The 19,234-nt window shown below is 63.3% G+C and carries 18 protein-coding genes; 7 read left to right on the forward strand and 11 right to left on the reverse strand.

Annotated elements, in window-relative coordinates; translation table 11 throughout:
* On the reverse strand, nucleotides 1–306 hold a 306-nt coding region (locus tag EN943_RS22610; RefSeq protein WP_164778323.1), incomplete at its 3' end, for an N-acetyltransferase.
* 275 nt (nucleotides 307–581) lie between these two features.
* Here EN943_RS22610 and EN943_RS22615 point away from each other — a divergent pair.
* The gene (locus EN943_RS22615; protein ID WP_127414710.1) at nucleotides 582–1,574 is read left to right on the forward strand and encodes a glutathione S-transferase family protein; all 993 of its coding nucleotides are present in this window, start codon (nucleotides 582–584) and stop codon (nucleotides 1,572–1,574) included.
* Nucleotide 1,575: 1 nt separating this feature from the next.
* On the opposite strand, the gene EN943_RS22620 is transcribed toward EN943_RS22615, so the two are convergent.
* Entirely contained in the window at nucleotides 1,576–2,070 is a 495-nt protein-coding gene (locus EN943_RS22620; RefSeq protein ID WP_127414711.1) for an NUDIX domain-containing protein, read from the reverse strand.
* A gap of 53 nt (nucleotides 2,071–2,123) precedes the next feature.
* Here EN943_RS22620 and EN943_RS22625 point away from each other — a divergent pair, with 53 nt between their 5' ends.
* On the forward strand, nucleotides 2,124–3,047 hold the full coding sequence (locus tag EN943_RS22625; RefSeq protein ID WP_127414712.1) for a metallophosphoesterase: 924 nt from the start codon (nucleotides 2,124–2,126) through the stop codon (nucleotides 3,045–3,047).
* On the opposite strand, the gene EN943_RS22630 is transcribed toward EN943_RS22625, so the two are convergent.
* The 4 genes from EN943_RS22630 to leuA all read right to left on the reverse strand — a co-directional run bounded on the left by EN943_RS22630 (nucleotide 3,031) and on the right by leuA (nucleotide 8,463).
* A complete protein-coding gene (locus tag EN943_RS22630; RefSeq protein ID WP_127267380.1) occupies nucleotides 3,031–3,648 on the reverse strand; it encodes a hypothetical protein in 618 nt (205 codons plus the stop codon). The genes EN943_RS22625 and EN943_RS22630 overlap by 17 nt on opposite strands.
* A gap of 114 nt (nucleotides 3,649–3,762) precedes the next feature.
* Complete coding sequence (locus EN943_RS22635; protein ID WP_127414713.1) at nucleotides 3,763–4,566, reverse strand: alpha/beta fold hydrolase; 804 nt, start codon at nucleotides 4,564–4,566, stop codon at nucleotides 3,763–3,765.
* A gap of 197 nt (nucleotides 4,567–4,763) precedes the next feature.
* Nucleotides 4,764–6,539: a hypothetical protein gene (locus EN943_RS22640; RefSeq protein ID WP_127414714.1), complete on the reverse strand. Its 1,776-nt coding sequence runs from the start codon at nucleotides 6,537–6,539 to the stop codon at nucleotides 4,764–4,766.
* 184 nt (nucleotides 6,540–6,723) lie between these two features.
* Nucleotides 6,724–8,463: a 2-isopropylmalate synthase gene (gene leuA / locus EN943_RS22645; RefSeq protein WP_127414715.1), complete on the reverse strand. Its 1,740-nt coding sequence runs from the start codon at nucleotides 8,461–8,463 to the stop codon at nucleotides 6,724–6,726.
* 845 nt (nucleotides 8,464–9,308) lie between these two features.
* Here leuA and EN943_RS22655 point away from each other — a divergent pair.
* Nucleotides 9,309–10,475, forward strand: coding sequence for an ATP-grasp domain-containing protein (locus EN943_RS22655; protein ID WP_127414716.1), 1,167 nt, complete (start codon nucleotides 9,309–9,311; stop codon nucleotides 10,473–10,475).
* A gap of 4 nt (nucleotides 10,476–10,479) precedes the next feature.
* On the forward strand, nucleotides 10,480–11,256 hold the full coding sequence (locus EN943_RS22660; RefSeq protein WP_127414717.1) for an esterase family protein: 777 nt from the start codon (nucleotides 10,480–10,482) through the stop codon (nucleotides 11,254–11,256).
* A gap of 23 nt (nucleotides 11,257–11,279) precedes the next feature.
* Here the strand turns inward: EN943_RS22660 and EN943_RS22665 are convergent, their stop codons facing one another.
* Entirely contained in the window at nucleotides 11,280–12,815 is a 1,536-nt protein-coding gene (locus EN943_RS22665) for an MFS transporter (RefSeq protein ID WP_127414718.1), read from the reverse strand.
* Nucleotides 12,816–12,959: 144 nt separating this feature from the next.
* Here EN943_RS22665 and EN943_RS22670 point away from each other — a divergent pair, with 144 nt between their 5' ends.
* Nucleotides 12,960–13,844 (forward strand): LysR family transcriptional regulator, encoded by an 885-nt coding sequence (locus EN943_RS22670; RefSeq protein WP_127414719.1) that lies wholly within the window; start codon nucleotides 12,960–12,962, stop codon nucleotides 13,842–13,844.
* Nucleotides 13,845–13,969: 125 nt separating this feature from the next.
* The gene (locus tag EN943_RS22675; RefSeq protein ID WP_127414720.1) at nucleotides 13,970–15,049 is read left to right on the forward strand and encodes a siderophore-interacting protein; all 1,080 of its coding nucleotides are present in this window, start codon (nucleotides 13,970–13,972) and stop codon (nucleotides 15,047–15,049) included.
* Nucleotides 15,050–15,085: 36 nt separating this feature from the next.
* Here EN943_RS22675 and EN943_RS22680 read toward each other — a convergent pair whose 3' ends face one another.
* The 4 genes from EN943_RS22680 to EN943_RS22695 all read right to left on the reverse strand — a co-directional run bounded on the left by EN943_RS22680 (nucleotide 15,086) and on the right by EN943_RS22695 (nucleotide 17,991).
* Nucleotides 15,086–16,186: an AbrB family transcriptional regulator gene (locus EN943_RS22680; RefSeq protein ID WP_127414721.1), complete on the reverse strand. Its 1,101-nt coding sequence runs from the start codon at nucleotides 16,184–16,186 to the stop codon at nucleotides 15,086–15,088.
* A 65-nt stretch (nucleotides 16,187–16,251) separates the two neighbouring features.
* A complete protein-coding gene (locus EN943_RS22685) occupies nucleotides 16,252–16,560 on the reverse strand; it encodes a putative quinol monooxygenase (protein WP_127414722.1) in 309 nt (102 codons plus the stop codon).
* A gap of 63 nt (nucleotides 16,561–16,623) precedes the next feature.
* A complete protein-coding gene (locus EN943_RS22690) occupies nucleotides 16,624–17,403 on the reverse strand; it encodes an SDR family oxidoreductase (RefSeq protein ID WP_127270549.1) in 780 nt (259 codons plus the stop codon).
* Between the two features lie 150 nt (nucleotides 17,404–17,553).
* Entirely contained in the window at nucleotides 17,554–17,991 is a 438-nt protein-coding gene (locus EN943_RS22695; protein ID WP_127414723.1) for a DsrE family protein, read from the reverse strand.
* A gap of 102 nt (nucleotides 17,992–18,093) precedes the next feature.
* Here EN943_RS22695 and EN943_RS22700 point away from each other — a divergent pair.
* Nucleotides 18,094–19,234: hypothetical protein (locus EN943_RS22700; protein WP_127414724.1), on the forward strand; the 1,141-nt coding region annotated here is incomplete at its 3' end.

Here is a 19,234-nt window from a genome sequence, read left to right on the forward strand (position 1 = left end):
CTCCAGCGCGATCGCCACCAGCCGGCGGCCGATGCCGAGATTCTTGAAGCCGGGCCGCACGGCAAGCGGCCCGAGCATCAACGCGCGGCCGGCACCGGCGGCGATGCGGGTCATGCGCACCGAGGCGACGACAATGTCGCCATCGACGGCGACAAAGGACAGCGAGCGCTCGTGCCCTCCGGCCTCACGAATCTTGTAAGCGGCCAGCACAAAGCGGCCGGGCCCGAAGGCTTCGTCGTTGATGGCTTCGATCTCGGGGTCGTGCGCCGGTGTTTCCGGCAGGTATTTCACGTCGGCAAGGCTCATGGTCTTTGCGGTCCGGTACAAGGAGGAAAGGTTTGCTGCAAACGGCAGCATTCGCCAGTCAGCGCTTCATCAAGCGCGGGCGCCCTTTCGTCGTCGGTCAAACCGGATCAAAGCAAAGTCGAACATGCGGATTGTCCGCTAGCATCAATTTCCCGCCGCTGCAATCGGCCGTTTTTGTCCGTCATTTCTGCCAAGTGACAGTCTGTTCAGCACCTGATGTCTTCGACAGGGCAACCTTGCGCCTACATCAACCAACAGGACGCAAGGAGATTTGCATGGGATTGCTGGTCGAAGGAAGATGGCAGGACCGCTGGTACGATACAGCGGACAATGGTGGCAGGTTCGAGCGGACGCAGTCGCAATGGCGCGACTGGGTCACCGTTGACGGGGCGCCTGCCGAAGGCCGGACGCGTGGTTTCAAGGCCGAGCCCGGCCGCTATCACCTCTATGTCTCGCTTGCTTGTCCGTGGGCCCACCGGACGTTGATCTTTCGCGCGCTGAAGAAGCTGGAAGGCGTCATATCGGTGTCGGTGGTGCATCATTTCATGGGCGCCAATGGCTGGACGTTCGTGGCCGAGGACGGCGCCACGGGCGACACGCTCTACGGCCTCGACTTCCTGCATCAGATCTATGCCAAAGCCGATCCCGCCTATTCGGGCCGGGTGACTGTCCCGGTGCTGTGGGACAAAAAGGAGCAGACAATCGTCTCCAACGAGTCTTCCGAAATCATCCGCATGCTGAATTCAGCCTTCGACGAATGGGGCGACGCCAGCCTTGATTTCTATCCGAAGACGTTGCGCGGCGAGATCGACCGCATCAATGCGCTGGTCTATCCCGCCATCAACAACGGCGTCTATCGCGCCGGCTTCGCCACCACCCAACGCGCCTATGAAGAGGCGTTCGGTGAAGTGTTCACAGCGCTGGATACGCTGGAGGAGCGGCTGTCGAAGCAGCGCTATCTCGTTGGTGATCGTGTCACCGAGGCAGACTGGAGGCTGTTCACCACGCTGGTGCGCTTCGATCCGGTCTATGTCGGCCATTTCAAATGCAATCTGCGCCGCATCGCCGACTACCCGAACCTGTCCAACTATCTGCGCGATCTCTACCAGGTGCCTGATGTGGCCGGGACGGTGAACCTGCATCACATCAAGGCGCATTATTACGGCAGCCACCAGACGATCAATCCGACGCGGATCGTGCCTGTCGGACCGGATCTGGATTATGCCGCACGGCATGACCGGGCGCGCTTCGAGAAAGCGGCAGCCTGATCTACCAGTAGGGCGAGGGCTGCTCGCCGTCAAAAACCTCGGCGATCCGGCGCAGCGTCGCCGGCGTCGTGCCCTGCGGCAAGCCGTCGAGCGGGAAGAAGCCGGCTTCGGCGATCTCGTGGTCCGGCAGCTTCGGCGCCATCTGGCTGAAATGCTCAAGCAGATAAAAGCCGACATGGTCGCGGCGGCTGGAGCGGCGGTTGAAATGCATCGATTTGAGAACCGGCGGGGCGGTGAGAGCGATGTTGCCTTCCTCGGCCAGTTCACGGGCCAGTGCCTCGTTCATCGTCTCGCCGACTTCGACGCCGCCGCCGGGAAGCTGCCAGCCCGGTACATAGGTATGGCGAATAAGGAAGACGGACCTGGACGCCCTGTCGTGGATCAGGCCGCGCACGCCAAGCGTCATCGGCCTCCGCAGCACGAAATAGAGATGGAACAGCCTGGCCCTCAAACCTGGCCAGCCGGTCTGGCGGAAGGCATCTTGGGGGCTCGTCATTGATAGCGAAACCGTGGGTGGAAAGCCGCGCGCGGGTCGCCTAAGAAGGTTGTATGTTCAGGCTCGCGCATATTTCCGATGTCCATCTGGGGCCGCTCCCCGATGTATCCTATCGCGATCTCGCCTCCAAGCGCGTGCTCGGCTATGTCAACTGGCAGCGCAACCGCCGCCGCCATATGCATGATGCGGTCATCGACACGATCGTCGCCGACATCAAGGCGAACACGCCTGACCACCTCGCCGTCACCGGCGATCTTGTCAATCTGGCGCTCGACGGCGAGATCGAGATGGCCAGGCACTGGCTGGAGACGCTGGGGCCGCCGCATGATGTTTCGGTGGTTCCGGGCAATCACGACGCCTATGTGCCAGGCGCCTTCGACAAGGTCTGCCGGTCCTGGGCGGCGTGGATGAGTGGCGACGGCGTCAACACGCCGGTCGACCGCAACGCCTTCCCTTATCTGCGTGTGCGCGGCAATGTCGCGCTGATCGGCGTCTCGACGGCGCGCGCCACGGCACCGTTCATGGCCAATGGCTTCTTCATGGAAGGCCAGGCCGAGCGGCTCGGCAAAATCCTTGGGGATACCGCCGGGCAGGGGCTGTTCCGCGCCATCATGATCCATCATCCGCCGGTGCGCGGCGCGGTCCCGCAGCACAAGCGGCTGTTCGGCATCGCCCGCTTCAACAAGATCATTCGCCGCCACGGCGCCGAACTTGTGCTGCACGGCCATTCGCATCTGCCGTCGCTGTTCCATATAGGCTCGCGCGACGCCAAGGTTCCTGTGGTCGGCGTCGCTGCCGCCGGACAGGCGCCGGGTGGCAAGCACCCGCCGGCGCAGTATAATCTGTTCGACATCGACGGTGAAAAGGGAAATTGGCTGATACGGCTGACGCGGCGCGGCCTGACCGGGCCGTCCATACCGCCATCCGATCTGCAGACGGTGGAGCTTGGCGCCGAGGCCGCTATGGCCGCAAATTGACGACCATGGCCACGATGCGGTCCCAGAACAGGACGACCGACACCACAAGGCCGACCAGTGCGCCGGCAGCGACCAGGCCAAGCCCGGACAGAAGGGCCGACCAGCGTTTGCCGCGCTCCGTCGCGCGCAGCGGCGGTTCGGCTTCTGGCACATACGCACGTTTCAGGCCGGCGACGGCGGGTTCGACGCCGCCTTCCAGCATCCTCTGACGCTCGACGATGCGCTCGGCGACATAGCGCGTCACGGAATCGGCAACCGGTTTCATCTCGGTGGATTCGGCAAGCACCACCCGGCCGATGCGGGTGTCCTTGAGGAAGCGATAGGTGCGGCGGTCGCGCCCCATGGCGACATGGCTGATGGCGTCGATCCACAGGCGCGGCTGCAAGCCGGACGAGACGACAAAGTCGAAATTGTCCATGTCGGCTGGAACATCGGCAAAAACCGGCGCCAGCTCGGCGGCAAGCAGATCGAGACGCATGCGATGCGCTTCGCGCATGTCGACGACGACATCGTCGCGGTCGGCGAAGGCATTTTTGACATCACGGATGGCATCGGACAGTTTCTTCGACTGGTCGATGGTCTTCTCGCCTGCTTCCTTCATCGGCGTCTGCCTCGTGGGTTTGGTTAACACCGGGTTAACACAGCCGCTGGGAAAATGCACTGACGAGATCGACGGCATCGGGGCGCTCAGGAGGGCTGTCGAGCGCGAAAAAGGTTAGCTGGCCGCGGCGGCGAATTTCTGGCGATGCGGCCTGGCGCGGCGGTTGGTGTTGCGGCGGATGATCTCGGCAACGAGGTCGGGGGCTTCCTCAGCCAGCATATGGCCGGCCTCCAGCACGTGGTGCACGTGAAAATGTGCCGGCAGGTCATCCGCCTGGGTAAAGGGCAGCACCGCATCGCTGGTTCCCCATGCCACCATCACCGGCATGTTCAGTCCATCGAGGCGATCGTGCGGGATGACGCCTTGCCGATCGTCCACGGTCATGGCGGCTGCGATCTCGACGAGCTTTTCGAGTTGGCCGGGTCGTCTGCGCATTTCCCAAAGGATGTCCACCGTATGTTCGAGCGGCAGGGCAGAAGGTCCCGACATGACGGCGAGGCAGGAGCGGATCTCGGACCGATCCGCGGCTTCGGCATAGCGGCGCAACAGCGGCCCATTGATTTCGGGGCCAAGGCCGCCCGGCGCCAGAAGCGTCAGCGAGGCTATCTTTTCGGGCTCGGCCAGCGCCATCAGCGCCGCCACGGCACCGCCCATCGAGTGGCCCACGAGATGAACGCGCTTCAGGCGGCGCTCCGAGAGATCGGCCAGAACGGCCTTGGCCGCCACCCTGGCCGGACCGGCGGCAGGAAAATCGAGCGACATCCCATGCCCAGGCAGGTCATAGGCCAGCGTATGCGTGGAAGGCGTCAGGGCGGAAATCACCTCGCGCCAGATATCGTGGCAGCCGCCGAAACCGTGCAGCAGGACGATGGCCTTCGAGCCAACACCCTCTTCGGCGGCAAAAAGTGATGCGGTCATGAAAGCTGATTTTTTGTTATTGCAGAATGCGCGACACCAACTGTGGCTGAATTGCTCCTAGTCCAACGTGATGACCAGTAAAATTTTCGCGATTTGTACGGTTGTGTACAGAACTTGGCGACCAATCGGCATTCGGCGATCGGAGCGCAGGAAATCCATCGGGACGCGGCGCAGCCAGTGCGCGGACGTCGATGGTGTCAGCTTGGGCTGCCGAGCCCGGCAGCGCGGAGTGCCTGGACCAGCCGGTCGGTCAGGTCGGCCGGATATTTCCGCTCGACGAAAGTCGCCCGCGGATCGGCGGCAAATTTGGGGAACTCGGTGGTCAGCTGTTTCAGCAGCGTGCTCACCAGATGGTCCTGTCCAGCAGCCTTGGCGCCGATCAGCCGTGCCGCCAGATAGTGTGATTTGGTTGCCGTCGTTCTCAGTGCCATGCTGGCCGCGACTGCCTTGTTCATGTCGCCGAGCATGAGTTCACCGACGAACAGCCCAAAATCCCACCATGTCGGGTGCCCGCTGAAGGTCTCCGCCGCATGATCGAGGATCGGCGTTCCCTCGGCATATCGTCCGGCGAAGATCAGCCCGTAGCCGTAAGCAGCGGCCATGCCGAGATCGTAGGGGTTGAGTTCATAGGCCTTGCGCATCCAGCGGATCGCTTCGTCCGTATTGCCGAGGCGCGAACTGACATAGCCGTAGGAGCGATGCGCATAAGGGCTGGTCGGACCCATCTGCACGCCGCGATGGGCAAACTCGACGGCTGTTTCAATTGTCGCATTGGGCGGATAGGCGTAATGATCGGACACCGCCTCGAGATGCAGGGAAGCAAGTTCCGAATAGACGAGCGAGGACTTGGTTCCACCATTGGCCAGCGTCTCGAGGCAACGATAGGCTGCCTCATGGGTCCTGGCATTCTGGTCGAGGTAATATTTGCCGTTGAGCAGCAGGCATTGCGTCAGACCGTTTGGCGTGCCGGTCTGCTCGATATAGTTGTAGATGGTGCCGGAGGCGGGGAGTGCCGAGCTCAGCATGTCGGCGATACGGTCTTCGACCGCGGCAGGTGCGCTGTCGGCGGGGGTGAGATTGCGCGATAAAAGCACCCGCCCAGACGCCATGCTTTGCAGTTCGATCGTGATGTCGCCCGCGTCTGGTCCAGGCAGGACGTCGAATATGAAGCTCGCAGCGTCGTCGACCGGATCGCTGACGGTGTCGCGGCCGATGAAGTCGATCGTATCGAAGCCACTCAGGCCGGCGCGCAGCGATGCGGCGACGCGGTTGGCGTCGGGGCCGTCAGCCTTGAGTCCGATATAGACTTGCGGCAGGACGTCAGCCCTTGCCGACGATGTGATGCTTGCGGTTGCGCCAGCGATCTCCGGCGTTGCCGAGATGTCGCCGCCTGCCAGCAAGGCAGTGCTGCCCTGGCGAAGGATCAGTACGCCCAGCATGGCGATGACCAGGGCGATCGCCATCCAGAAAAAGCGGAGATGGCGCGCCACCGAGGGGGCAGGCGAAGACGGTACGGAAGCCAGAGGCATCGCCTCCAGCAGGCCCGTGCCGGCTTCGTTTGACCGACCGGCGGATGCGGCGCCGTCCAGCCTGAGTTCGGGAACAGCCTCGGCAATATCCGGCAGGCGGATCGCGTTCAATTCATAGGCAGGAACATAGCCGCCGCGCGGAATGGCGATGCGGACCGGCTCGGCAATTCCCTCATTTGCAAAATAGTGCTGCAGAAGCTCGCGCAGCCTGCCTGCCTGCACCCGCACCACGGCATCGGTGGACGGATCGAAATCGCCGTCCTTGCCGAAAACATCCATGGCAATGGAAAAGCCCTTGAGCCTGTCGGCTTCGCCGGCCTGTTCACGTTCGACAAGGTAACGCAGCAGCTTGCGCGCGCGTTCGGATCGGCCGAACGTTTGGCTGGCAAGCAGTCGCTCCAGTGTCTCGCGCACTGCGGGGGCGGCAGGCGTGGCATGCTGCAAGTGTCGATCCTCTCGAAGTCGGCACAGGTTGAGGCGCGATCATATAGGTCCCGCACCACCACACAAGTATACACCCCGTTATGCGATCACGTACCCACTGGATAATTCCGCGGTGGTTAATGGCCCGAAAGATCGGAACCGATCACCAGACTGGGACGGTCCCGATCTTTGTTCCGATCGTGCGTCAGCCGGCTTTTTTACCGACGATACGGTTCGCGGCAGACATCACCGCCTCCAGCGAGGCGGCGACGATGTTGGTGTTGATGCCGGCGCCGAACAGCTTGCCGCCGGGATATTCCATCTCGACATAGGAAATGGCCGACGCGTTCGAGCCGCGCTGCATCGAGTGCTCGGAATAGTCGAGCACCGACATCTCGACACCGACATGGCGCGACAGCGCATTGACGAAGCCATCGATCGGGCCGGTACCCGTGCCCGTAATCGTCACTTCCTTGCCGTTGTCGAGGATGACCGCCTCGACGACGCGCCGGCCCTTGATCTCGGTGCTGGGATAGGTGTGGTGATCGAGGAATTTCAGCCGCGCCCCGGGCTGGTCGACATAGGTCTCGAGAAAGCGCTCGTAGATGCGCCTGGCCGGCACTTCCTTGCCCTCGGCATCGGTGATCGCCTGGATTTCCTGGCTGAACTCGATCTGCAGATTGCGCGGCAGGTTGAGGCCGTAATCGGCCTGCAGCACATAGGCGATGCCGCCCTTGCCCGACTGCGAGTTGATGCGGATGATGGCTTCATAGCTGCGTCCGACATCGGCCGGGTCGATCGGCAGATAGGGCACTTCCCACAGGCTCGTATTGGCCTTCTTCAGCGCCTTCATGCCCTTGTTGATGGCATCCTGGTGCGAACCGGAAAAGGCGGTGTAGACGAGTTCGCCGACATAGGGGTGGCGCTCGGGGATCTTCAACTGGTTCGAATATTCGTAGACGTCCTTCATCCGGTTGATGTCGGAGCAGTCGATCAAGGGATCGACACCTTGCGTGTACATGTTCAGCGCCAGCGTGACGATGTCGACATTGCCGGTGCGTTCGCCATTGCCGAACAGCGTGCCTTCGACACGGTCGGCGCCGGCCATCAGGCCGAGCTCGGTGGTGGCTATGCCGGTGCCGCGGTCATTGTGCGGATGCAGCGAAACCAGCAGGTTCTCCCGGTTGTCGAGGTTGCGGCACATCCACTCGATGCGATCGGCATAGATGTTGGGTGTCGACATCTCGACCGTCGACGGCAGGTTGATGATCAATTTGTTGTCCGCTGTCGGCCTGACGATCTCGGTGACGGCGTTGCAGATCTCCAGCGCCACTTCCAGCTCGGTGCCGGTAAAGCTTTCCGGCGAATACTCGAAACGAAAGCCTCCGCCGGCCTTGGCCGCCATGTCGGTGATCATCTTGGCCGCGTCGGTGGCGATCCGCTTGATGCCGCCGACGTCCTTCTCGAAGACGACGCGACGCTGCAGCTCGCTGGTCGAATTGTAGAAATGGACGATCGGGTTGGTGGCGCCCTTCAGCGCCTCGAAGGTGCGGGTGATCAGCTCCGGCCGGCACTGCACCAGCACCTGCAGCGAGACATCGGCGGGCACATTGCCTTCCTCGATGCACCAGCGGGCGAAGTCGAAATCGGTCTGCGAGGCCGACGGGAAGCCGATCTCGATCTCCTTGAAGCCCATGTCGAGCAGCAGGCCGAACATGCGTGCCTTGCGCTCATGGCCCATCGGATCGATCAGCGCCTGGTTGCCGTCGCGCAGGTCGACCGAACACCAGATCGGCGCCTTGTCGATGACCTTCGAGGGCCAGGTCCGGTCGGTGAGGCCGACGGTCGGATAGGGCTGATATTTGCGGGCCGCGTCGGGCATACCTTTGGCCGAATCCGTGTCGGCTACCGCGGCATCGGAGCGGATTTCTTCTCGTGCGTTCATCGTCGTTTCTCCCGGCGGCTCATGGATCCACCTTCGGTGGATTGATGGCGAGCGGCGCCTTTACCAGAATTTTGTTCGCTTGATGTGATTGCCAAGGAGCATGCGCTTGCGCGGCGGTTCGACCGCCGGGCGCTCCTTCAGCGAACCCGGCGATCGCCGATAAGGCCGAGAAGAAGCAGGGTCGAAGCCAGCGCGCGCACGGTCTCGCCGGAAAAACCGGTCGGACGGGAAGCGTTGCTGGCGCGCGTGTTCATGGCGGTTCTCTTACAGGAGCGGCTTGTGGGAGGCAAGTGGGGCCGCAGGCGGTGTGTCGTAAGCACATGAGTTGTCCGGATTAGGTAGCACGTGAGTTGCCCGTTTTTATCGCCAGCGAATGGAGGCTGAGGATGAAGCGGGCCGCAGGCCGTGCAGGACAACGAATCCGGGTTAACGGGTTCCTTCGGAGCCTTTTGCCGGCGCGTTGGCCGACGAAGCGTCAAAGGAAAAACCCGCTTGTGCGGCGGGTCACCGGCGCAAATCAGCACCATGGACGAAAATGTACCTTAGCTGAGGGCAGGGAGTCAAGAAAAAATTCCTATCGTAAAAAAGCTTTCGGCACAAAAGCTGCCGACACCGCCAAACTGACTGCAGCCGCCAGGCCTTTGTTCAGCTGAGTTCGGCAGGCCGTGTCGTAAGCAATCGTCCAGATTGGGTAGCAGATGAGTTGTCCGATTTGTCTGCCGGCTTATGGAGGCTGGTTGAGACGGACGGCACCCCGACGCGCGTGCTCTTCCCCAGGCGCGGCAAATGCGCGAGACTTGGGCATCGACAGGGTTTCGATGCCTTGTCGCGGGAGGGGGTCGTCCATGAATTTCGTGTTCTTCTCGCCGCATTTTCCCGCCAATGGCGCGGATTTCTGCGACCGTTTGAAGAAGGCCGGGGCCAGGGTGCTCGGTATCGGCGACGCGCCCTATGACGCGCTCGACGCCAAGCTGAAAGCAGCCCTTTCGGAATATTACCGCGTCGCCGACATGGAGGACTACGATCCGGTGTTCCGGGCGATGGGGCATTTCATCCACAAATGGGGCCGTATCGACCGTTTTGAATCGCTCAACGAACACTGGCTTGAGCTGGAAGCCAACATCCGTACCGATTTCAACATCTACGGCACCAAGCTCGATTTCGTGAAGAACCTGAAGCGCAAGAGCCGCATGCGCGCCTTCTTCCGCAAGAGCGGCGTCGACACCATCGCGCAGCGCAAATGCTCCGACCGCGCCGGAGCCATGACCTTCATCCGCCGCGTCGGCTATCCCGTGGTGGTCAAGCCCGACAGCGGTTCCGGCGCCTCCAACACCTTCAAGATCTCCAACGTCAAAGAGCTCGACCAGTTCTTCCGGGACAAACCCGAGGACGTGACCTTCGTCATGGAGCAGTTCATCGAAGGGCTGGTGGTGACCTATGACGGGCTGGTCAACCGCGACGGCGAGGTGGTGCTGGCGGCCAGCCACCGCTACGACCAGAGCGTCATGGAGGTGGTCAACAAGGACCGCCACATGAGCTACACCTGCTTTCCCAGGATCAATCCGGCGGTCGAGGAGGCCGGTCGAAAGATCCTGAAAGCATTCGACGTGCGCGAACGCTTCTTCCACATCGAGCTGTTCGAGACCAAGGACGACCGGGTCATCGCGCTGGAGGTCAACATGCGCCCGCCCGGCGCCTGGATGACCGATGCGATCAACTATACGTTCGACGTCGACGTCTATGCGGCGTGGGCCGACATGGTGGTCAGGGACGCGGCCGGCGGCCCTTACGAGGGCAAATATTTCACCGCCTATGCCAGCCGCAAGCGGCGCCTCCACTATTTGCACAGCCATGAGGACGTGCTAGCCGCGCAGCGCGACAAGATCGTCCACCATCAGGCCATCGAAGAGGTCTTCAGCCGCGCCATGGGAAATTACGCCTACCAGATGCGCTCGAAGGACGAAGCAGCCTTGCGCGAGGCGGTCGCGTACATCCACGCGGAAAAGGCGTGAGGCGATGGACATTTCCTATCACAAGAATTTCTCGAGCCGGCTCGGCCGCGACATGGAATACAAGCGCTACGGCCATGCCGGCCGGCCGGTGGTGGTGTTCCCGACCTCGCAGGGCCGGTTCTACCAGTTCGAGGATTCCGGCGGGGTGGGCGCACTGGCCGAATTCATAGACACCGGCCGCATCCAGCTGTTTACGGTCGACGGCGTCGATTCCGAATCCTTCTTCCACAAGCATGCGGACGCCGCCCACCGCATCGCCCGCCACGAGGCCTATTTCCGCTATGTGCGCGAGGAGGCGCTGCCGGACTTCCTGTCCACAGCCGAGCAGGCCAATGGCGGGCGCAAGCTGAAGCCGCTGTTCTCGGGCTGTTCGATGGGCGGCTACCACTCCTCGAACTTCGTCTTCCGCTTTCCCGAACTCGCCAGCGGCGTCATCGCGCTGTCGGGCGTCTATTCGGCGCGCGACTTCTTCGGCAAGGCGCTCGAGGGCGACATATTCTACAACTCGCCGCTCGACTATCTGCCCGGCATCGTCGATCCCAAACTGCTGGCCCGGCTGAAGACGCTCAGGCTGATCTTCTGTTGCGGGCAGGGCGCGTGGGAAGAGCGGATGCTGGTCGAGACGCGCAGTTTGGAACAGATCCTGCGCGACAAATCCATTCCCGCCTGGGTCGATTACTGGGGCGGCGATGTCAGCCACGACTGGCCGTGGTGGCACAAGCAACTGGTCTATTTCTTCGGCCGTTGGCTGGATGAGGACCTGATGCACAGGCTGGATTGATAGCGGTGCCCGTCCGCTGACTGCTACCCTTCCTGGCATGCCGGCAGGGCGACGGTTTCGCGTTCCGAAGCCGCTCCGCGACGCAGGCCAAGGAAGACGACAAGGGCGGTGACGACGGTGATTGCCGCCAGCACGATCAGCAGCCTGTCGAACGCCGTCTCGTAGGCCTGGACCAGAACAGCGGCTCCGGCCTGGGGCAGATGTTGTGCTGCTTCGCCGAGATTGCCGGTCACCAGCAGCTGGGCTGCCGCCGCGGCCTCCGTCGAAGATGCCATTCCCTGAGCGGCGAGCTGCGCGGCGGTAAAGCCGGAAAGGGTCGCCATGACGATTGCCAGCGCCACGCCCTCACAGGCGACGCGGGTGGTGTTGAAGATGCCGACCGCCATGCCGGCGCGCTCTCTCGGCACGACACTGACGGCAAGCCCGTCCATCAATCCCCAGGGCAGGGCGATGCCGACGCCGATCAGCATCAGCGGCGCCACCAGCGCACTATCGACGGGTGGTGCCAGGCTCAGCCAGACAAGCCCGGCGGCAGCGACGAGCAGGCCGACACCGCAGATCGTGGCCGGCGCGATCCAGCGCGCCAGCTGGCCGGCTAGCATCGGTAGGATCAGCAGCGGACCCGAGAGGCAGATCATCAATTGCCCGGCCTTGATCTCATTCATCCCTTCGATGCCGATGAAACGGATCGGCAACAGCACGAGCAGGACGACAAAGGCGTAAGCGGGTGCCGCGGCCAGAAACTGGACGCCGACGAAGCGGGGGTAGGCAAACAGCGTGAGATCGAGCATCGGCCGGCGGGCGCGTCGCTCGACGATAACGAACGCGGCAAAGAAGAGCACCGCCGCCGCGAGCAGCGTGACGACAAGGGGATTGGACCAACCGCTCTGCGGCGCCTGCAACACACCATAGGTCAGCGAAGCGAGCGCGACGGTGAAGGTGCCGGCTCCCGCCCAGTCGAGGCCGGTCGCATCCGGATCGCGCGATTCCTTGATGGTGCGCAGGCCGAGGGCCGCTGCGGCGATCGCCAGCACCGCGACCAAGATAAAGATCGACCGCCAGCCGAATGCGGAGATGAGCAGGCCCGAGGCGATCGGACCGAAGGCGAGGCCGATGCCGAAACTGGTGCCGAGGAAGCTGAAGGCGCGCAGCCGCAATGGCCCTTCGAATTCCTGGGCGAGTGCCGAGGCACCGCCTGCGAAGGCGGCCGCGCTGCCGATCCCTTGCGCGGCGCGGAAAATGTCGAACCAGATGATGTCCGGCGCCAGCATCGCGCCCAGCGACGCTAGGACATAGAGGCAGAGGCCGACGAGGAAGAGGCGCTTGCGGCCATGGTTGTCGGCCAGAGCGCCCGACGCCATCAGGGTGGCGCCGAAGGTCAGCATGAAGGCGTTGGTCACCCAGTTGAGCTCGATCGGACTGCCGCCGAGATCGGCCGCGATGCGCGACAGAGCGACGGCCGGACCGGTGAAGGTCAAGGGCATCGTCATCGCGGCAAGGCACACGGACAAGAGCACGAGCCATCTCTCGGCAGAGCCGGTTGTGGTCCTGGAAGTCATGGATTTCCCTATCTGCAGCACTCGCCGGTGGGCCGCGCGATTGCGGAGCCGGTCGTGATGACAAGATAGGTTGTCGGCATTTCAGGAAAAATGGTGTTATATCTCCTGGTATATCGGACTGAAACGCTCGAATGGAATGACACGATGGATCGTCTCAACGGGCTCCTGGCCTTCGCCCGCACCGCCGAACTCGGCAGTTTCATCGCCGCCGGCCGCGCGATCGGCATCTCGGCTTCCGCCGTTGGCAAGAGCGTCGCGCGGCTCGAGCAGGAACTCGGCGTGCGGCTCCTGCAGCGCAGCACGCGGCGCATTGGCCTGACGGAAGAGGGCAAGCTGTTCAACGAGCGGGTGCGCCGCATCCTCGACGATATCGACGATGCCGAGGCGATGCTGTCGCGGACACGGGAAACACCGCGTGGGCGGCTGCGCATATCCACCCCGATCGTCACCTATCATCTGCTGCTGCCGGTGCTGTCGGAGTTCATGGCCCGCTATCCCGAGATCGAGCTCGACATCGATTTCAACGACCGGATCGTCGACGTCATCGACGAGGGCATCGATGTCGCGATCCGCAGCGGCGAGCTGCCGGATTCGCGCCTTGTGTCGAGACCCGTTGCGCCCTTTCGCATGCTGCTGTGCGCGGCGCCCTCCTACCTGGACCGCCATGGCGCCCCCAGCGCGCCGGCGGATCTCACCAGGCATTTCGGCATAAACTTCCGCTTCCTGAACAGTGGCAGGCTGCTGGAGTGGCCATTCATAACAGGAAACGCCGAACCGCAGATCCGCTCGATGCTGACCTGCAACAATATGGAAGCCTTGAAAGGCGCCACGCTCGCCGGCCTCGGCATCGCCTGCATGCCGGATTTCCTGGTGCGTGAGGCGCTGCACGAAGACAGGCTGCGTACCGTCCTCGATGGTCATGTCGACGGCCGTGGCCAGTTCCGGATGCTGTGGCCCTCCAATCGCCATTTGTCGCCAAAGGTACGCGTGTTCGTCGATTTCCTTCCCGAACGCTTGGCAGCGCGGTAGGCGTTCGCCACATAAATATGACATTTATGATCAAGTTTATGTGGAAACGCCGCAGCGGCTGTGGCATGTCGCTGACGGCGGTGGCGTTGCGGCGCTTGCCCCGAACTGTTGCGAAAGGCTGAGCGATGGACCAATTGAGCGCGCAAACCCGGATCAGCGACGCGGCGATCAGGTCGGTGATGGACCGGCTGCGCGCCGAACACAGCGAATTCGAGATCAACACCGGCGTCGCCGACCAATGGGAGCTTCGCCTCTACTATGGTTCGTTGAGCGCTACGCTCGATGACGAAAGCGTGCTGATCCGCGTCGCAGCGACCGACGAAACCTCCCTGTCCTACATGAAGATGACGGTCGCCGGCCATGTCGCCGAATATCTCGGCACGACCAGGGGTATTCATTGGCAAGGCGACGGCGTTGACGCCGGCACGCCGGTCTTCTTCCGCGAGATCACGGTGATGTCCTCGACGCCGATCTCGGCGCATATGCAGCGCCTGCGCTTCGCCGGCACGGATCTTGGCCGGTTCACCCATGGCGGCCTGCACATGCGGCTGCTGCTGCCGCCGGCTGGCCGCCAGCCGCTCTGGCCGTCGATGGGCGCTGATGGCCTGATTGTCTGGCCTTCGGGCGACGATGCCCTTGCCGTGCGGGTCTACACGATCCGGGCGGTGGATGCGGCCAGGGGCTGGCTCGATGTCGATTTCGTGCTGCACCCCGGCCAGGAGACGCCCGCCGCCAGCTTCGCGCAAAATGCACAGGCGGGAGATGTCATCGGCATGATCGGACCCGGTGGCGGCGACGCCCCGGTGGCGCAGACCTTGCTTCTGCTCGGCGACGACACAGCACTGCCCGCCATAGGCAGGGTTTTGGAGCATCTGCCGCTGTCGAGCCGCGCGGAGGCCCTGATCGAGGTCGATGGCCCGGATGATCGGATCGCGCTAACGCAAGGGGACAATATCGTTATCACCTGGCTTTACCGGCACGGCCGCGAAGCCGGCACCGCCGGCCTGTTGCCGGCCGCCTTGCGCGAGCGCAGTCACATGGCGCTTGCCGACGGCCTCTATGTCTGGGCGAGTTGCGAATTCAGCGATTTCCGGGAGATCCGCAAGATCGTGCGCAAGCAGTGGGGCCTGCCGCGCGACCGGCATCTGGTCACGGCCTATTGGCGCCGGGACGCGCAGGGCGAGAATGAGGGCGGCGAGGAATAAGCCCGCGCTTATGACCGTCTCTGGCGGCGGCTTTGCCTATTGTCTGACGCTTCTCGCCACCAGGCGCGCCACGCTCGGGCCGACCAGCAGCACGATCAGGAAGCGTGCCGATTGCAGGGCCATGACGAAAGAGATGTCGACGTTCTGCGCGGCTGCGGCGATGATGGCGATGCTGTCCATGCCGCCGGGGCTGGTCGCCAGATAGGCGGTCAGCGGATCGATGCCCAGGAGATGGCTGATCATGAAGGCAAGGCCGCCGCAAAAGGCGATCAGCGCCACGATCGAGGCGATGATCTGCGGCAAGGCGCGCGCCGCATGGCGCAGGATCGCCCTGGTGAAGTTCAGGCCGATCGACCAGCCGACCATGGCGTAGCTGACGGCCAGCAGCCATTGCGGCAATTGCATCTCCACGCCCAAGCCGAGATGGACGACGGTGCCGAAGATAAAGGTGCCGAGGAAGAAGGGCGAGGGCAGCCGGCACAGCTTTCCCGCCAGGCCGCCTACGACCGCGGTGCCGATGGTGGCGGCGAAGGCTTGGGCATCGATCGGCGGAAACCAGATGATGGCGGGGATCTCGACGCCAGACGTGTCGACCCACATCTTGGCAACGAGTGCCGCCGTCATCGAGACGAAGATGACACGCAGATATTGCATGAAAGCGACGAGGCGCTGGTCGGCACCGAAGGCACCTGCCATCAGCACCATGGCGGTGGCCGCACCCGGCGACGAGCCCCAGACGGCGGTGGTGCCGGGCAGGATGCGCCAGCGGCTGATCAGCCAGCCGAGCAGGCTGGAGGCCGTGACGGTGGCCACCACGACGCCGAGAAACAGCGGCCATTCCTTGTAGAAGACCGGAAAGATGTCGGCCGAGATCGACACCGCCACGAGGCATCCGACGATCGCCTGGGCGGCGCCGAACAGAAGACGCGGCACGCGCACCGTGGCGCCATTGGTGCCGGCGACGATGGCCGCCAACATCGGCCCGATCAGCAGCGCCGCCGGAAGGGCCGCGAGTTCCAGCGCGCCGGCAAACAGCAGAGAAACGATCAGCAGGGCCAGCCATTGCCAGAGCTTGCGCATCCGCGCCATGCGTTCGATGGCGGGCTGGTCTGGGGGCTGCTCGGCCGAGGAATCCATATTTCGGTCTTAGACTTGAAGCGGGACGATGCGAACCCTGCTTTGCCGAAAAAAGGCTGCCTGCCTCACCCTGTCTTGCCGTCAGCCAGCCCGAAGCCGCCGACGGGGTGGGTCTCGACCTGGAATTCAAAGCCGGCGATGAACGGCCGCGCCTTGGCGATCGCCGCCTGGACTTCGGGAAGCTGCAGCGAGGCCTTGTGGCTTTCGGCGTCGGTCCACACTTCGGTGACCCAGATCGCGTCGGCATCGGCGGGGTCGCGGGCGATGATATAGCTCAGGCAGCCCGGCAGGGCGCCGGTGCTGGCGCGCAGGACGTCCATGACCGCGTCACGCTGGCCGCGCGCCGCCCGCATCTTGCCGATCAGTCCGTACATTCCGTTGTCTCCCTTTGAGGTTTTCGACAAGAACATGCAGATCGCCAGTATGCCGATAGCCGCTCAAGGCATCAACTGGCCGCCATTCACCTCGATCACCTGGCCGGTGATGTAGCCGCTCAAGAGATCGGAAGACAGGAACAGATAGGCGCCCACACAATCCTGCGCCGTGCCGGCACGGCCCTGTGGAATGGTGGCGACCATGCCTTTCATCTGCTCGTCGGTCGAATAGCGCTCGTGGAACGGGGTGAGAATGGTGCCGGGCGCCACCGCGTTGACGCGGATGCCGAAGCCGATCAACTCCTTGGCCATGCCGCGCGTCACATTGGAGACGAAGGCCTTGGCCGAGCCGTAAAGCCCGGCGCCGCCGCCGGCACCATTGCGGGCGGCGATCGAGGAGGTGTTGACGATGAAGCCGCCCTGTTTCTTCAGCCACGGGATCGCCTTGCGCGAAGCGGTCAGCACCGAACGGGCGTTGAGATCCATCACAGCGTCGTAATGCGCCTCGGTCTGCTCGGCATAGGGGATGCGGCCAAGCATGCCGCCGGCATTGTTGACCAGCCCGTCGAGGCGGCCGAAATATTGCGCGCTGTCCTCGACGACGCGTTCGACATCGGCGGCAACGGAGAAATCGCCCTGAACGAGAAACACCTCACCGCCCTTGTCGGCAATCGTCAGGCCGAGCTTCTCGGCGGCGTCTTGACTCGAATTGTAGTGCAGCGCCACCTTGCATTTCTGCGCTGCATAGGCCAGCGCGAGCGCCGCTCCGATGCCGGTCGACGCACCTGTGACCAGCACCGCCTTGCCGGCAAGATCGGGTATGCTGAGTGTGGTGGCTGGCACGGTTCTTCCTCCGGGATGTCTGCCTGCCCTTCGTAGGCCCTTGCCACCCCGGTGTTCAAGCCTTGGAGCAATTCAAGGAAACGTGTGAAACGGTTTCCCGGGAAAAGCGAGTAGCGCTTTCCCTGGGGAATTTGCGTCAAACGAACCGCTCTACGGGCGCAGATAGGCGTAACCCCGGCCTTGCAGTTCGGCGAGCTTGACGACGCCGCCCTTGTCGGCGGCATGGAACCCGGCAAGCAGGTCGGGGAGCGAAATATCCATGCCTTGCATGGTGTTGGCGCAGGCGTGGGGTTCCAGCCCCTGCTGCACCAGGCCGGCGAAGCGCCCGGAAATCGCGGCCGATATGCCTTTCGACTTGAAGGTCGCGAGCGCGGGACCATGCACGACCAGCACGATGTCGACATTGCCGCCGGTGCCCTCATAGTGGTTCTTGATGTTGCCGAGCACAAAATTGACCTTGTCGGTGTCGCTCAAGTGGTAGGCGACTTTTTGCCTTGCGGGCTCGGTGGCGGCTGCCTGTACTGCCCGCAGACCGAGAAGCGTTCCGGTTCCGGCAAGAACCGCGCGGAACATATCGCGCCGGCGCATGGCATCCTCCTCCGCTGGGCGGCTGACCGCGAATTGCGTGACTCCGGCCGCAATACTAGCATAAATTGACGTTGCGTCCTGTCGATGCGGAGGAGAGGTCACATGGCGTTGAAGGAATGGGCGTTCGGGTTGGGGGAATGGAAGACGGTTGCCGGCGCCGGGTTTGGTGCTGCGCTGCTTGGCGCGCTTGCCGGATCGGCCTCCGCCGACGATGCGCTCAAGCTCACCGAACTTAGCCCCAACGGCACCGACGCCTGCTTCGGCCGCATCTATGACGCGGCGCACCTCAAGGCACATCCGAAGCAGAAGGTGGCGCGGATCTTCTTCTACTACGGCCATGATCCGGTCAGCCGGCCGAATGAGGAGCCGACCGCGAATTCCGACACATCCTACAATGCCTTCATCGCCACCACGGTTCGTGGCGCCAAGGCGCCTGAATGGGCCGGCGGCTGGTGCAATCATGCGTCCGAGGACGGCAAAACAGGCCCGATCCATTGCGGCATGGAATGCGACCGGACGCTTGCGTCGCTGAAGGTCGACGACAAGGGTCGGCTGTTCCTCTCGGATCTGCAGCCCGACATCTATCTCGATGCCGGATCGGAAGAGGAGCTTGGCGCAGCAGAATATGACAGGCAGGCGCTCGGCTCGGAGGACGACAATTTCCGCCTCGACCCGATGCCGGCAGCGACCTGCAAGGCGGAGTTCGCGCGCATCGATCCGGTCGACCCGGCGCTAGGCCCGCCACTGCGCGAGCGGCTGAAGCCGGACCAGGCGTTCTGCTATGGGCGCGACTACGATGCAGCTCATCTCGGCTCGCACCCCGATCAGCTCACCCAGTCGATCCGGGTTTTCCGCGGCAAGGTAGAGCTGGCATCCTTCGCCTCGGGCGGTGGCGCCGCCAACTGGCCAGACGGCGCCGACATTGCCGTTACCGTCACCACACGGCAGAAATCGGCTGAGGTGACGCAGACCTATTCCTGCCAGGGCGAAGCCGACCAGTGGCGCTGCGCGGCCAGTTCGAAGATGAGCGATTCCTCCTGCGACATCGCGCAGAAGGAGATTTTCCTCAAGCGTGGCGCCAATGGCACGATGATGCTGGCAAATCCCAACAGTGCACTCGCGATCGTCGACCTGTGTTCGAAGGCCGCCGACGGCAAGACGAAATCCGACGACAAGGTCTATCGGCTGCAGCCGATAGACCTTGTCGTCGGATTTCGTCTTGCCGTCGGCGGCCTTCGAACAC

It is taken from the genome of Mesorhizobium sp. M7A.F.Ca.US.006.01.1.1 (assembly GCF_003997935.1).
In the GTDB taxonomy this organism is placed as follows: Bacteria; Pseudomonadota; Alphaproteobacteria; order Rhizobiales; family Rhizobiaceae; genus Mesorhizobium.